This is a genomic window from Rhodococcus sp. SJ-2, from assembly GCF_053750035.1.
The window spans coordinates 834,586-849,430 of the sequence record NZ_CM132340.1 but is presented as its reverse complement, the minus strand read 5'-3'; the positions used below and the strand labels follow the sequence as shown (position 1 = coordinate 849,430).

Here is a 14,845-nt window from a genome sequence, read left to right as displayed (position 1 = left end):
TGTGGCTGTCTATTACTGCCGCAAACTCGAATCACCGAGTGGCGCAGGCGACGAGCGCGGCCACTGCCAGTGCACCCAGCCCCACGCGGGAAGCGAGCCGCGCAGTGGGACCGATGTCGTCAGGTGTGGGTGCCGGCCCGTCGCCCAGCGTGCCGCGGTCTTCGGTGTCGCCGTGGTAGACGTTGATGCCGCCGAGCTGCACCCCTAGCGCACCTGCGAACGCCGATTCGACGGGCCCTGCATTAGGGCTAGGATGCCGATGCGCATCCCGTCGCCACGCGCGTATCGCAGCGCCCGGACGCGGACCCAGGCCGGCGGCAAGCAGCGCGGACAATCGTGCGGGAGCGAGGTTGAGCAGGTCGTCGAACCGTGCCGAGGCCCACCCGAACTTCTCCAGCCGGGGGGTGCGGTGACCGACTCGGGCGTCGAGCGTATTCGCTGCGCGATATCCCAGTAGTCCGGCAGGGCCGAGCAGTGCACCCCAGAAAAGCGGTGCGACAACAGCATCCGAGGTGTTCTCCGCGACCGACTCGATGGTGGCCCGAGCGACGCCGTTCTCGTCGAGCTGTGACGGATCGCGCCCCACCAGGTGCGTCACCTGAACCCGCGCGGATGCGAGGTCATTGTCACGCAGCTGCGCGTCGATGGTACGGGCCTCGCGTCCGAGTGAGCGACCACCGAGCACCACCCATGTGGCGAGAGCGGTGACTGCGACACCGAGCCAGGGCCGGGAACGGGTGGCGCGATCGGTCGCACCTCCGAGTGCCGCCGCAGACCCCACGAGCAGCGACGTGAACACCACACCTGCGGGGCGATTATCGGCGTAGAGGATCTTCTCCGTGGCGCGCGCGAGCCTGCCGAATCCGCTCACCGGATGCCAGCGACGGGGATCGCCGAACACCTGATCGGCCGCGTACCCGAGCGCCAGGCCCGCGGCTCTCGACGTGCCGCTCACAGGATCGACCGCCACGCATCCGTCAAGGCATCTGTCACTGCCCGGTCGCGGACGGCGATCCGCACCCACCCGTCGTCGAGACCCGGGAACGTGTCGCCGCGGCGTAGCGCGAACCCCTTCGAACGCAACGCCTCCAGTGTTCCCCGCACCGCCCGGACGAGAATGAACGGAGCGGCCGGATCTCCCGCGACCTCGAGCCCGAGAGCGGTCAGCGCTTCCACGAGCGCGGCACGATCGGTGGCGAGCCCGTCGGCGATCACGGTCGCCTCATCCGTCGCTCTCGGTGCGGCGCATGCGATCATTGCCGCGGCGGCGGGGGTCGACACCGACCACGGCGGTTGTTGCGCCGCGAGATCGGTCACTATCTCGGGATCGCCGACGACGTACCCCGCGCGCACGCCCGGGATCGCCCAGGTCTTCGTCAACGACCGCACCGTGATCAATCCGGAGATACTCTCGTTCGACAGCGATTCCGTTTCTCCGGGTATCGCATCCATGAACGCCTCGTCGATCACCACGACCCGGCCCGGACGCACCAGCGACCGCAGCGCCGACGCGGGGTGCAGCACCGAGGTGGGATTGGTGGGATTGCCGACGATCACCAGATCCGCGTCGTCCGGCACCGCGGCCGGATCCAGCCGGAACCCGTCGCCGGCACGCAGCAGCACGCGCCGCACCTCGTGACCGGCAGCGAGGAGCGCAGCTTCGGGTTCGGTGAACTGCGGGTGCACCACCACCGGCATCCGCCAGGAGCGTGCACGCGCGATCAAGGTGAAGGCCTCGGCGCCGCCCGCGGTGGGCAGTACGTCGTCGACGCTGCGCCGATGTCGTCCGGCCAGTGCGGCGCGTGCCGCACTGGGGTCGGGATAGCGGTCGAGCGCATCGAGCGACGACCGCAGCGCCTCGTCGAGCCATCCCGGCCGCGGCCGCCGCGACACGTTCACCGCGAGATCGATCAGGCCGTCGGCGACGTCGCGATCCCCGTGATGATGAAGGTCCGGTACCGCGACACGAGGGATCCGTGGGGGCGAGGCCACCGGCGTGGCCGTACGTGCAGCAGCGACGAAGCGCTCCGCGAGCTGAGGGTGACCGGCCCAGTGCGTGTGCAGGTACGACGCGTGCAGCGTCGCGGTGGCGAATCCGTCGGGCCGTCCGTTCAGTAACCACGCGGGGGTGGGGCCGGGTTCGACGGTGGTGCGGTGGAATTCGTGACCGGTCACTCGGGTTCCTGCGGGGCCGAGCAGACTGTCGGCGGGCGCGATCGCGGTGCGGTAGCCGAGCGTCAGACGCGGTGTCATGCGGGCGGAGACGTCCAGTGCACCGACCATGTCGGCGCCGTCGACGTCTCGACACAGATACAGCAGTCCGGCGCATTCCGCGACGGTGGGCACACCACCTGCGATGGCGGTCCGAAGGTGTTCGCGCAAAGGAGCGTTGGACGAGATGTCTGCCGCGTGCACCTCGGGGAAGCCCCCACCGAGGTAGATGCCTGCGGTGTCCTCGGGCAGGGTCTCGTCGCGCAACGGGTCGAAGGTGACCGTCCGGCATCCTGCCGCGCGCAAGATCTCCTCGGTCTCGGTGTAGCGGAACGTGAATGCCCGCCCCCCTGCGACGGCGATCACGGGGCCGTCGGTGCCCGAGGCGGGCGGGGCCCACGGTATGTCGGCCAGGTCGGGTGCGGAACGCGCGATGCGCGCGACCTCGTCGAGATCGATGTGCTCGGTGATCTGCGACGCGAGACGATCGAGTTGCGCAGCTGCCTCGGCACGTTCCTGTGCCGGGACGAGTCCCAGATGCCGCGACGGTGCGGAGATCCCGTCGTCGCGTTGCAGTACGCCGAGTACGGGGATGCCGGTGGATTCGAGTGCGGCAATCACCTCGTCCGAATGTCGCGGCGACCCGGCCTTGTTCAAGATCACGCCGGAGATGCGGACACCCCGGTCGTACGACGCCATGCCGTGGACGACGGCGGCGATGGAGCGCGACGCATGCGAGATGTCGACGACGAGAATCACCGGTGCGCCCAGCAGTCCTGCGACGTGGGCGGTGGATGCGTACCCGTCGGTGCCGAGCATCCCGTCGTAGAGACCCATGACGCCCTCGACGACCGCCATGTCGGCGCCGTCCGCGCCGTGCAGGAACAACGGCGCAACCAGATCGTCGCCGACGAGATGCGGATCGAGGTTGCGTCCGGGCCGACCGGTCGCGAGCGCGTGGTAACCGGGGTCGATGTAGTCGGGGCCGATCTTGTGCCCCGACACCGTGTGGCCGGCGCGACGCAAGGCGGCCATGAGACCTGTTGCCACGGTGGTCTTCCCGTGCCCGGATGCCGGCGCGGCAACGACGAAGCGCGGAATCGCTACCACGCTGCACCCGCTACCATTCGATGCCCTTCTGGCCCTTCTGCCCCGCATCCATCGGGTGTTTGATCTTCGTCATCTCGGTGACCAGGTCGGCAACGTCGATCAGCTTGGGGTCGGCGCGGCGCCCGGTGATCATCACGTGTTGATGTCCGGTCCGCGACGTCAGCGTCTCGACGACCTCGTCGACGTCGATCCAACCCCAGTTGATCGGATACGTGAACTCGTCGAGCACGTACAAGCCGTGTTGTTCGGCGGCGAGACGTCGCTGAATCTCGCGCCATCCCGCGAGAGCATCGGCGGCGTGATCCTCGTCGCTGCCTTCCTTGCGCGACCACGACCAGCCCGAGCCCATCTTGTGCCATTCGATCGCACCGCCGGTGCCGCGCTCGTCGTGCAGCTCACCGAGGGTTTCGAACGCCGTCTGCTCGCCGAGCCGCCACTTCGCCGACTTCACGAACTGGAACACCGCCACCGACCAGCCCTGATTCCAGCCGCGCAAGGCCAACCCGAACGCGGCGGTGGACTTGCCCTTGCCGTCGCCCGTGTTGACCATCAGCAGGGGCCGGTTGCGGCGCTGGCGGGTGGTGAGTCCGTCGTTCGGTACGACCTCGGGTTGTCCCTTCGGCATCAGGCTGCCCTCCCACGCACGATCGAGGTGAGGGCGTCGGCGTGAACCTCGCCCACTTGTACATATTCGGCGCCGAGCCGGTCGGCGAGTTGCGCCGCGAGTCCCATCCGGAAGCGACCGGTCTCGGAGTCGACGACGACCGCCGCGACCCCTTGGGCTCGAAGAACATCGGCGGCCTCCAGTGAACGGGCGACCGCGTCGGTGCCCGAGGTCGCGCGTCCGTCGGTGACGACGACGAGCAGCGCCCGCCTGTCCGGGTCGCGCAGCCGATGCCGCCGGATCGTCTCGGCGGCCTCGGCAAGGCCTTCGGCGAGGGGCGTGCGCCCCCCGGCCGGGAGTTCCCGCAGCCGGGCTGCGGCGACATCGACGGAGTTGGTCGGGGGCAATGCGACGGTGGCGCTGTTGCCACGGAACGTCACCAGTCCGACGGTGTCGCGACGACGGTACGCATCGAGCAGCAGCGACAGGATCGCTGTCTTGACCTGTGTCATCCGTTGCTTGGCTGCCATCGACCCGGAGGCGTCGACGCACAGCAACACGAGGTTCGCTTCCCGGCCCTCGACGACCTTGCGTCGCACGTCCCAGCCGCGTGAGGTCAGCGCGCTGGCGCGGATCGTCGCGGGTAGATGGATTGCGCCGGTGTCGCCGGCGCGGTCGCCGACGGTACGCCCGATGGTGGTGGCCGCCTTCGATCGCCTGCCCGCGACGCCACGTCCGGTGCGGTCGACGGAGAACAGCCGTGTCCGGTACGGATCGGCCGGTGCATCCACCGAGTTCGGAACGCTTGCGTTCGAGCCGGACGGTGAGTCTGCAGGGGAGTCCTCCGGGTCGGGCGCGCCGCCACCGTCGGGGTCGTCGTCGGGATCGAGGTCGGGATCAGGCTGCGAATCGGGACGATTCAGCAATTCGTCGAGACGATCGTCATCGGTATCGGGATTGTCGAACGGGTTGCGGCGCCGCCGATGCGGCAGCGCGAGTTTCGCGGCGACCGCCACGTCGTCGCGGGTCACCTCGTCGCGACCGGCCCACGCCGCATGCGCGACCGCCGTCTTGGCCGTGACGAGATCGGCACGCATACCGTCGACGTCGAACGCCGCGCATATCTCGGCGATCGACACCAGAGCGTCGTCACCCAGGCGCACCGCCGACACGCGTTCGCGCGCCGATGCGATCCGCCGGGACAAATCCTGCTCGGCCGCGGACCACTGCGCGACGAACGAGTCGGGATCCGCGTCGAATGCGAGGCGGCGGCGCACGATCTCGACGCGCAACTGCGGGTCGCGGGGCGCTGCGACGTCGACCGCGAGCCCGAATCGGTCGAGGAGCTGCGGACGGAGCTCACCCTCCTCGGGGTTCATGGTTCCCACCAGCACGAACGTCGCGGCGTGACTGACGGACACGCCGTCTCGCTCCACCGTCGAGCGTCCCATGGCAGCGGCGTCGAGCAGCAGGTCGACGAGGTGGTCGTGCAGCAGGTTCACTTCGTCGACGTACAGCACGCCGCGGTGGGCGAGCGCGAGGAGGCCCGGCTCGTATTCGGCGGTACGAGCCGACAGTGCCTTGCCGAGGTGCAGGGATCCGGTGACGCGGTCTTCGCTCGCGCCGACGGGGAACTCCACGAGCCGTGCCGGCCGGATGTGCGACGGCGCGTCGGCCGGATGCGGGCCGTCGGGGCAGTGCGGATCGGGGGAGGACGGGTCGCAGGCGAACCGGCAGCCGTCGACTTCTGCGACCTGCGGCAACAGCCCCGCTTGCGCACGCACCATGGTCGACTTGGCGGTGCCCTTCTCGCCGCGCACCAGCACACCGCCGATCGACGGCGACACCGCGCACAGGGTCAGGGCCAGCGCCAAGTCGTCGGAACCGACGACAGCGCTGAACGGATACACGAGCACTCCAACCTCCACAGGCTCCCGCTGGGATGTCCACTTCGGCAACCGATCGAAGGCCGGTCTTCGGACTTCCCGGTCGAGCGTCGTGCGATCGCCTTCCCGAAATTCTTCGGTGGCTGCGCTCACGCGCATGATCGACGACTCCCGGGTCACCGCAGCGGGCCTGTGCCGGATTCTCACCGGCTTCCCGATTATCCCTGTGAAGGGCACCTTCGATGTGTCTTGCCGTCGCCGAGTCTATCCACACCCGCACGTCTACCGGGCCACGGGCTATCGTTCACGGCCATGGGTTCACGGATCACCGTCGTCGGAATCGGCGCCGACGGCTGGAGCAGCGTGTCGGCGACCGGCCGCGAGCACGTGCTCGGCGCCGCCGTCCTGCTCGGCGGCGAGCGGCACCTCGCGATGATCCCGCCGACCGACGCGGTCCTCGAACGGTGGCCGTCCCCGCTGCTCAGCGGTCTCGACGACCTGCTGGCCCGGCACCCCGGCAGGGTCGTGGCGCTTGCGTCCGGCGACCCGTTGGTATCGGGTATCGGCTCGACCCTCATCCGTCGCCTGGGCAGCGACGCGGTAGAGGTGATCCCCGCCGTGTCGTCCGTGGCACTCGCCCGGGCCCGCATGGGGTGGTCCGCCGAGGAATGCGACACCGTCACCCTCGTCGGCCGCGACATCGACGCACTGCGTCGTTACCTGACTCGAGGTCGCCGGCTGATCGTCCTGACCTCGAACTCGTCGAGTCTTCCGGAGATCGCGCGGCTGCTCGTGGGGGAGGGGTTCGCCGACGCGATGGTGACGGTACTCGGCGACCTGGGTAGTGAGGAGAGCAGAATCGGCGGTACCGCAGCCGATCTCGTGAATGTCACGGCTCCGCAGCTCAGTCTCCTGTGTATCGACTGCGTCGGGGCGGAGGGGCTGTCCACGATCCCGGGACTCCCGGACGATTGCTTCGAGAACGACGGTCAGCTCAGCAAACGGCCCATCCGGGCCGCCGCGGTGTGTGCACTCGCGCCCCGGCCCGGAGAACTGCTGTGGGACGTGGGTGCCGGTGCCGGATCGGTCGGTATCGAGTGGGCCCGCACCGATCCACGTTGCCGCACCATCGCGGTCGAGAAGGATCCGGCACGGGCCGATACGATCGTAACCAACGCCGCCCGGCTCGGCGTCCCGTCGCTGACAGTTGTGAGAGCCGGGGCGCCCGAAGCTCTTTCCGGATTGCCTGCACCCGACGCGATCTTCGTCGGAGGCGGCGGAAGTCGGGACGGAGTACTCGAGGCCTGCTGGCAGTCGCTGCGGCCGGGCGGCCGGCTCGTCGTGCACGCGGTGACTTTGGAGACCGAGGCAGTGCTGGTGCAGTGGTGGAAGGAATGTGGAGGTGAGCTGTCGCGGTTGTCCGTCGAACAGGCCTCCTCGATCGGCACATTCACCGGATGGCGGTCGCTGCGCCCGGTGGTTCAATGGAGTGTCACGAAAGGGAAGAAATGACAGTGCATTTCGTTGGGTCGGGCCCCGGCGCAGCAGATCTGCTGACGCTACGTGCCGTGAATCTGCTGCGCACGGCGCCGGTCGTGCTGTATGCGGGCACGTATCTCGATGCAGAGATCCTCGCGCATTGCCAAGGTGACGCCGAACTGATCGACACCCAGCATCTCGACCTCGATCAGATCACTGCGCACCTCGTCGACGCCGACCGTCGCGGCCACGATGCGGTGCGGTTGTGCTCGGGCGACCCGTCGCTGTATTCGGCGCTCACCGAGCAGACCCGGCGCCTCGACGCCGCGGGCGTGGCGTGGGACGTCACGCCGGGTGTGCCTGCCTACGCGGCTGCTGCGGCGACGCTCGGCGCGGAACTGACCGTGCCGGAACTCGTACAGACCGTCGTGCTCACGCGCACGCAAGCGCGGTCGACGTCGATGCCCGACACCGAAGCGCTCGCGCGGGTCGCGGGCCTTCAGGCGAGTGTGGTTCTGCACCTGGCCATCACCCGGATACGTGTGCTTGCAGCCGAGCTTTCCGAGACCTACGGACCCGACTGCCCCGCTGCGGTGGTGGCATTCGCCTCGCGCCCGAACCAGATCGTGCTGCGCGGCACGCTCGCCGATATCGCCGACCAGACCGAGGCGGCCGGGTTGAAACACACCGCAGTGATACTCGTCGGGCGTGCCCTCGGTGTCCGGGACACGCCCGACGTAGCGTGCTCGCATCTCTACGATCCGGCACGCGACCGGCTCACTTGAGCATCGCGCCCGCATCGACGGGCAGGGTGACGCCGGTGATGAAGCGGGACTCCTCGGATGCGAGGAACAGCACCGCGTTGCTGATGTCGATCGCGTCGACCCACGGGGTCGGCAGTACATGCATCATCTGCGACAGCGGGGCGAAGTCGTCCTTGGTCGGGTGCTCCAGGTCGGGGCGGAACATCTTGAACGTCGACTCGTTGAGGAGCATCGGGGTGCTCACCTGCGTCGGGCAGATCGCGTTGACGCGGATGCTCTCTTCGCCGAGCTCCATCGCGAGAGTACGCATGATGCCGATCATGCCGTGCTTCGCGGAGACGTAGTGACCGACCTGCGGCAACGCCCGAATGCCGCCGACCGAGCTGGTGAGGATGATCGATCCACCGTTGCCGGCTTCGCGCATGTGCGGCACCGAGACGCGCGTCGTCACCCACACACCGGTGAGATTGACGTCGATCATGTCGCGCCAGCCCTTCTCGTCGAGGGCATCGAGACGATCTCCCGAGCTCGCGAGACCCGCGTTGGCGCAAATGATGTCGAGGCGACCGAACTGCGCGACACCGTCGTCGACGATGGCCTGCATGGCGGCCATGTCGCGGACGTCGGCCTGGGCGGCGTAGATTTTGCCGCCTGCTTTCTCGACCAGCGACACGGTCTCGTCGAGATCCTCGGGAGTCGACATCGGGATAGGCACGCCGTCCAGCTGCTTACAGACGTCGACCGCGATGATGTTGGCACCTTCTTCTGCCAATCTGACCGCGTGACTGCGTCCCTGACCGCGTGCTGCGCCCGTGATGAACGCGACCTTGCCTTCGACCCGTCCTGTCATGTCACTCCCCTGTGCTTGTTGTGGTGGCCGCGGCAGCCTTCACTGCCGCGATGATTCCCTGGTATCCGGTGCATCGGCAGATGTTCCCGGACAGTGCCTCCCGGATCTCTCCATCGGTCGGCGACGGGTTCTCTTCCAGAAATGCCGTGGCCGAGACGATGAACCCTGGTGTGCAGAAACCGCATTGGAGACCATGATGATCGCGGAATGCGGCTTGGACGGGCGACAACGTGCCGTCCTCGGATGCCATTGCTTCGACGGTGGTGACCTCGGCGCCGTCGGCCTGCACCGCGAAGACGAGGCACGCACGCACGGCCTCTCCGTCGAGTAGGACGGTGCACGCACCGCACACGCCGTGTTCGCAGCCGAGATGTGTTCCGGTGAGGCCGCAGTCGACGCGTAGGTAGTCGGCGAGAGTCAGTCGTGGCGGCACCGAATGGCGACGCGGGCTTCCATTGACATGAACTTCGATGTCTATCTTGGTCATTCGGACCCCTCCCGAGAAGTTGCCTCGTCCACCGCGCGACGCCACGCACGTGCTGTGATCGTCGCTCCCACCCGCCGGCGGTAGGCGGCGGGGCCGTGCAGGTCGTCGGAGACCGTGTCGAGCGAGTTCAGTGCGCTCCGCCCGATCTCGTCGGCGTCGATCTCGTGGATGGTCCGACCGAGAATTTCCGACTCCACCGCGGTGACGCGGACAGGCGTCGGGGCCACACCGAACAGCGTGATCGCGCATCGGTCGAGTGTCGACGCGGCATCGAGGCGGATCGCGATGGCTGCGCCGGCGAGTGCGAAGTCGCCGGCGCGTCGGGCGAATTCCTCGATCGCGAATCCGGAGCGCCCGCTCCACGTCGGGAAGCTCACGCCGGTGAGCAACTCGTCGGCTTCGAGATCGGTGGTCCACATCCCGGTGAAGAACTCCGACGACGGGATCGTGCGGCATCCTCGTGGAGACAAAGCCTCGATCTCGGCGTCCAGCGCCAATGCGACCGCGGGGTATTCGGCTGCGCCATCGCCGTGCGCAATCGACCCTCCGAGGGTGCCGCGGTTGCGGATCTGGAAGTGTCCGATCAACGGGGTCGCGCGGGACAACAGCGGGACCGCGGCCGCGAGTTCGGCGGAACGGCCGACCGTCGAGTGAGTGGTGCCCGCCCCGATCCACATCGAGTCGCCGCGCTTTTCGATGCCGCGCAATTCGGTGAGTTTGCGCAGGTCCACGAGGTGGTCGAACACGGCGAGTCGCAGGTTGAGCATCGGCATCAGACTCTGCCCGCCCGCGATGAACTTTGCTTCGTCGCCCAGTTCGGCGATGAGCGCGACCGCGTCGGCAGCGGTGCCGGGTGCGTGATAGTCGAACGCCGAGGGCTTCATGCCTTCACCGCCTGGACCTCGTCGAGCATTTTGATGATCGTGGCGGGGGACAGGGGCAAACTGGTCACTTCCACTCCGAAGGGTGCCAAGGCATCGGCGACCGCGTTGACCACGGCCGGGGACGCTCCGATCGCACCGCCCTCACCGACACCTTTGTAGCCGCCTGGCCCGGCGCTGGGGGATTCGACGTGCCCGATCTCGATGTCGGGGACGGTGTCGGTGGTGGGAAGCAGATAGTCCATGAACGTGGTGGTCACGGGGTTGCCGTCGTCGTCGTATGCGAGGTGCTCGTAGAGAGCGCCACCGATTCCCTGGACGGTGCCACCGTAGATCTGGCCCTCGACGATGTCGGGGTTGATCATCGGACCGCAGTCCTCACCGACGATGAATCGGAGGATCTTCACGGCCCCCGTCTCGATATCGACCTCGCACGTGCAGACGTGGCTGGCGTTGGCCCACAACATCATCGACGGCGAATGGTAGCGGCCGCTGGATTCGAGTCCGGGAGGTACTCCGGGTGGCAGGGTCTCGGCCTGGAAGTAGGAGATCTCGGCGATCTCCTTCAATGTGATCCCGACGTTCGGGACGCCGCGGACCGTCGCGCGACTGTCCACGAACTCGATGTCCTCGACCGCGGCTTCGAGTTTGTGCGCCGCGATCGCGAGGATTCGGTCGCGCAGCACCGACGCGGTGTCCCGCACTGCTCCCGCAATCATCGACCCGGAGCGGCTACCGCCGGTTCCGGCGCCGAACGGGGTGATCGCGGTATCGCCCTGGATCGTGTGGACGTCGGCGATGTCGACTCCGAGCGCATCGGCGGTGAGCTGCACAGCGGTGGTTTCGAGGCTGTTGCCCGACGACCCGCCGGCAACGTAGACGTTCACCTTGCCCGAGGGCTCGATGCGAATCGTCGCACCCTCGGTGGCGTGGAACGGCGTTGCACCCGTGGTGGGTTCGATGTAGGTGCAGGTGCCGACCCCGATGTAGCGCCCTTCGGCGCGTGCGCGTTCCTGCTCCCGGCGGAATGCGTCGTAGTCGAGGATCGACAGGGCGTGCTCGAACGTCTCGAGCGGCGTCGAATCGTTGTACGGCATGCCCAGCGGGTTGGCGAGTGGCAGATCTGCGGCGCTGAGCATGTTGCGCCGCCGCAGTTCTACGGGGTCGATGTCCATCTGTCGTGCCGCGACGTCGAGCAGCATCTCGCGCGCCAGGGATTCGAACTGCCACGGCCCGCGATACGCGACCCGGCCGACGGTGTTCGTATACGTCAGCTTCATCGAGAACGCGGCGGCGGGCACGCGATAGGGTCCGGGGAACAGCATCCCGACGACCGCCCCGGAGGTCACCGGCGACGGGATCGGGTAGGCGCCCACGTTCTGGACGTGGTCGATCGAGGCACCCAGCAGCTTGCCGTCGGCGTCGAACGCGAAACGCGCATCGCCGCATTCCTGACGGGCCATACCTGCCGACATCATGTGTTCCTGCCGGTCTTCGATCCATTTCACCGCGGCCGGAAGCTTCCTGGCGGCGAGCAGCACGGCGATGTCCTCGCGCTGCGGAACGACCTTCTGCCCGAAGCCGCCACCGGTGTCGCGCATGATCACCCGGACGCTGTGCTCGTCGAGCCCGAGGAGCCGGGCGGTGAAGCCGCGGGTCTCGTGCGGGGATTGGGTGGAGGCCCAGACGGTCATCTCTCCGGCCGACCATTCGGCGACGAGACCGCGGGTTTCCATGGGGACGGCGATGTAGGCCTGCTGATGGATGGTGCGGGAGACTACGTGGGCTGCCTCGTCGAACGTCTTCGCCAGCTCGTCGGGGAGTGGACCGCCCATGGCCGCGGCGATATTCGCGGGGTGCGCGGCGTGGACCAGCTCGTCGGCCCGATCGGCGGCGGTGTAGTCGACGACCGGTGTCAGCGGGTCGTAGTCGACGGCGACGAGTTCGACCGCGTCCTCCGCGATGTACCGGTCGTCGGCCACGACCAGTGCGACGGGATCGCCGACGAACCGCACTTCGTCCTCGGCGAGCGGGGGCCAGTTCAGAGCCGGCATGTACGGCCCGTCGAGCGCGTAGGTCTGCTCGTGAATTCCGGGTGCCAGGTCGGCGGCGACGTACACCGCGTGGACCCCGTCGAGTGCGAGAGCGTCGGAGATGTCGATGTCGACGATCCGGGCGCGTGCGAACGGGCTGCGCACGAAACATGCGTGGAGCATGCCGGGACGTGTCACGTCGTCGACGAACATGCCGGCGCCGGTCAGGAGTCGGGGGTCTTCGACTCGCTTGATGCGAGTCCCGACGTAAGCGGAAATGCTGGGCCTTGTCACAGAAATACTCACCTCGGCCTTCGGTGGATGCTGAGCAAGTGTCTAGCACCCCGCGAAGTGAGGTGTCAATCACATTCTCCCAGAGTGAGCACGTGCTTCTCAGTGGCGTAAGGCCCCGGCGTGCCGTGTGACGTCCCGGAACGGGAGGCGTCAGGGCAGTTGACACTCGTGGGATGAACGACGTTCACTGCGTAGGGGTGAACGACGTTCACCGAAGGTGACGATGGAGGATCGGGATGGATGCAGCGGCCGCGTCGCGGAACCCGGTGCCCAGCGGCGTGATCACGGCGCTGCTGAGCGCGGCGGGTCTCGTCGTGGCCCTCCAGACCACCCTCGTGGTACCCCTGCTACCGGATCTCCCGGAGCTGCTCGATGTCACCGCGGGTGATGTCGGCTGGCTCATCACGATCACCTTGCTGACCGGAGCAGTGGCCACGCCCATCGTCTCCCGGATGGCCGACATGTACGGCAAGCGCCGGATGATGGTGCTGTCGTTGTCGATGATGGTCGCCGGTGCGCTGATCGCGGCGATCGGAGGCGACTATCTGTTCGTGCTCATCGGTCGCGGCCTGCAGGGGTTCTCGTCGTCGCTCATCCCGGTGGCGATGGCAGTCCTGCGCGATGTGCTTCCGCGCGAGAAGGTCGCCGGTGCTGTGGCGCTCACCAGCTCCACCATGGGAATCGGTGGTGCACTGGGCATGCCGGCGGCGGGCGCGTTGTACGACAACTTCGGCTGGACGTCCGTCTTCTGGGTGTCTGCGGCAGTCGGCACATTACTCACGCTGGGCATCCTGCTCGTCGTTCCCGCCTCCGCGACGGGAACTCGGGGCCGCTTCGACATTCTCGGTGCGCTGTTGCTGTCGCTCGCCCTGACGGCTCTGCTTCTGGGGATCTCGAAGGGCCCGGCGTGGGGCTGGTCGAGTGCGCAGACCGTCGCGTGCTTCGTCGCGGCCGTCGCCATCGCGGTTGCCTTCGTGCCCTACCAGTTGCGGGTAAAGGCCCCGATGGTCGACCTGCGCGTGTCGGCGAGGCGCACGGTGCTGCTTGCCAACCTTGCCGGACTCTTCATCGGATTCTCCGCGTACGCCAGCCTGCTGGCGACCACACAACAGTTGCAGTTACCCGAGATCACCGGCTTCGGATTCGGGCTCAGCGCCGCAACGGCCGGACTGTGCATGATCCCCGGCAGCCTGGCGATGTTCGTGACCGCGCCGGTGGCCGGGAGACTCACCATGCGGTTCGGTGGGCGCTTCACCCTCATGCTCGGGACGATCGTCATGACCGCGGCCTACAGTTTCCGTATCGCCTGGGACGACACCGTCGCCCTGATCATCATCGGTGCGGCGATGGTGAGCATCGGCAACGCGTTGGCCTATGCGACCCTGCCTGCGCTGATCATGGCTGCTGTTCCGGTCACCGAAACCGCAGCCGCGAACGGCCTCAACAGCCTCCTGCGCACCATCGGGATGTCGAGCATGAGTGCGGTGGTCGCCGCATTGCTCACAAGTATCACCATCGAAGCGTCCGGCGCGACCTTCCCCGCACACGGCGCCATCATCGTGATCTTCGTGATCGCGGGATCGTCCACGTTCGTCGCCATGGTGTGTGCCGTGCTCCTGCCGAAGCATCGGCCGGTGCGCACGCCTCCGGTCGCCGATCCGGCAGAGGCGGTGTGAGGCGGCGATGACCGAACGGACGACTCGCGACACCATTCTCGACGCCGCCCGGCCACTGTTCGCCGAGCGGGGCTTCAACGGCACGACCATCAGGGATATCGCAGAGGCGGCCGGTGTCTCACCCACCCTGGTGATGAAGCTCACCGGCAGCAAGGCCGAGCTCTTCCAGGCCGCTGCGCCCGAGTCTCCGGGACTCGCCGACCTCGATCCCGCTGAGGAAGCGCCCGGATACCGGCTGGTGCGGGCCATCGTCGAACGCCGGAACTCGGGCGACTACGAATTCTGGGCAATGGCCCCGTATCTCGTGCAGGAAGCCCCGGATCCCGAAACTGCCCGCACGAAGATGGCGGAACGAGTGGTGCCTCGGATCGCAGCGATGATCGGCGAGCAGACGCCCGACAAGGCGCGTGCCCGAATGGTCGTGACGCTGCTGCTGGGCCTGGCGAGCGGCCTGCGCACCTTCGAGATCCTGACGCCCCAGGCGATCGACAGCGCGAAGTTGATCGAGGCGTACGGTGCGCTCGTGCAGCAGATCGTCGACGACACCGAACTCTGACTTCTGAGCGCTCA

At 67.7% G+C, this 14,845-nt stretch carries 12 protein-coding genes and 1 riboswitch; of the genes, 4 read left to right on the top strand and 8 right to left on the bottom strand.

What is annotated here, in order from left to right:
- Positions 1-31: 31 nt before the first annotated feature.
- Genes ACSYG9_RS03985 through ACSYG9_RS03970 form a run of 4 tightly spaced genes read right to left on the bottom strand, consistent with a single transcriptional unit; the run spans position 32 to position 5,841 of the window.
- A complete protein-coding gene (locus ACSYG9_RS03985; protein WP_440125920.1) occupies positions 32-970 on the bottom strand; it encodes a cobalamin biosynthesis protein in 939 nt (312 codons plus the stop codon).
- Positions 952-3,321, bottom strand: a complete 2,370-nt coding sequence (locus ACSYG9_RS03980; protein WP_454841246.1) for a cobyrinate a,c-diamide synthase — start codon at positions 3,319-3,321, stop codon at positions 952-954. The genes ACSYG9_RS03985 and ACSYG9_RS03980 overlap by 19 nt, the downstream gene beginning before the upstream one ends.
- A 10-nt stretch (positions 3,322-3,331) precedes the next feature.
- Positions 3,332-3,946 carry a cob(I)yrinic acid a,c-diamide adenosyltransferase gene (cobO, locus tag ACSYG9_RS03975; RefSeq protein ID WP_454841244.1) on the bottom strand — a complete coding sequence of 205 codons (615 nt, stop codon included), beginning with the start codon at positions 3,944-3,946 and terminating at the stop codon, positions 3,332-3,334.
- A complete protein-coding gene (locus tag ACSYG9_RS03970; protein ID WP_440125918.1) occupies positions 3,946-5,841 on the bottom strand; it encodes a VWA domain-containing protein in 1,896 nt (631 codons plus the stop codon). Before ACSYG9_RS03970 ends, cobO begins: the two co-directional genes overlap by 1 nt.
- A 34-nt stretch (positions 5,842-5,875) precedes the next feature.
- Positions 5,876-6,067, bottom strand: a riboswitch (cobalamin riboswitch).
- A 56-nt stretch (positions 6,068-6,123) separates the two neighbouring features.
- On the opposite strand from ACSYG9_RS03970, the gene cbiE reads away from it, so the two are divergent.
- Positions 6,124-7,323, top strand: a complete 1,200-nt coding sequence (gene cbiE, locus ACSYG9_RS03965) for a precorrin-6y C5,15-methyltransferase (decarboxylating) subunit CbiE (protein WP_454841243.1) — start codon at positions 6,124-6,126, stop codon at positions 7,321-7,323.
- Positions 7,320-8,075: a cobalt-precorrin-4/precorrin-4 C(11)-methyltransferase gene (locus ACSYG9_RS03960; RefSeq protein ID WP_454841241.1), complete on the top strand. Its 756-nt coding sequence runs from the start codon at positions 7,320-7,322 to the stop codon at positions 8,073-8,075. Before cbiE ends, ACSYG9_RS03960 begins: the two co-directional genes overlap by 4 nt.
- Here the strand turns inward: ACSYG9_RS03960 and ACSYG9_RS03955 are convergent.
- From ACSYG9_RS03955 to ACSYG9_RS03940, 4 genes are read right to left on the bottom strand one after another with little or no spacing between them, the layout of a single operon-like run.
- A complete protein-coding gene (locus ACSYG9_RS03955) occupies positions 8,068-8,904 on the bottom strand; it encodes a mycofactocin-coupled SDR family oxidoreductase (RefSeq protein ID WP_440125915.1) in 837 nt (278 codons plus the stop codon). The genes ACSYG9_RS03960 and ACSYG9_RS03955 overlap by 8 nt on opposite strands.
- Position 8,905: 1 nt before the next feature.
- Entirely contained in the window at positions 8,906-9,391 is a 486-nt protein-coding gene (locus ACSYG9_RS03950) for a 2Fe-2S iron-sulfur cluster-binding protein (protein ID WP_440125914.1), read from the bottom strand.
- Positions 9,388-10,275 carry an FAD binding domain-containing protein gene (locus tag ACSYG9_RS03945; protein WP_454841240.1) on the bottom strand — a complete coding sequence of 296 codons (888 nt, stop codon included), beginning with the start codon at positions 10,273-10,275 and terminating at the stop codon, positions 9,388-9,390. The genes ACSYG9_RS03950 and ACSYG9_RS03945 overlap by 4 nt, the downstream gene beginning before the upstream one ends.
- Positions 10,272-12,599 (bottom strand): xanthine dehydrogenase family protein molybdopterin-binding subunit, encoded by a 2,328-nt coding sequence (locus tag ACSYG9_RS03940; protein WP_454841239.1) that lies wholly within the window; start codon positions 12,597-12,599, stop codon positions 10,272-10,274. The genes ACSYG9_RS03945 and ACSYG9_RS03940 overlap by 4 nt, the downstream gene beginning before the upstream one ends.
- A gap of 236 nt (positions 12,600-12,835) precedes the next feature.
- Here ACSYG9_RS03940 and ACSYG9_RS03935 point away from each other — a divergent pair, with 236 nt between their 5' ends.
- Both ACSYG9_RS03935 and ACSYG9_RS03930 read left to right on the top strand, forming a co-directional pair.
- Entirely contained in the window at positions 12,836-14,275 is a 1,440-nt protein-coding gene (locus tag ACSYG9_RS03935) for an MFS transporter (RefSeq protein ID WP_454841237.1), read from the top strand.
- 7 nt (positions 14,276-14,282) lie between these two features.
- Positions 14,283-14,831: a TetR family transcriptional regulator gene (locus ACSYG9_RS03930; protein ID WP_454841235.1), complete on the top strand. Its 549-nt coding sequence runs from the start codon at positions 14,283-14,285 to the stop codon at positions 14,829-14,831.
- Positions 14,832-14,845: the final 14 nt, after the last annotated feature.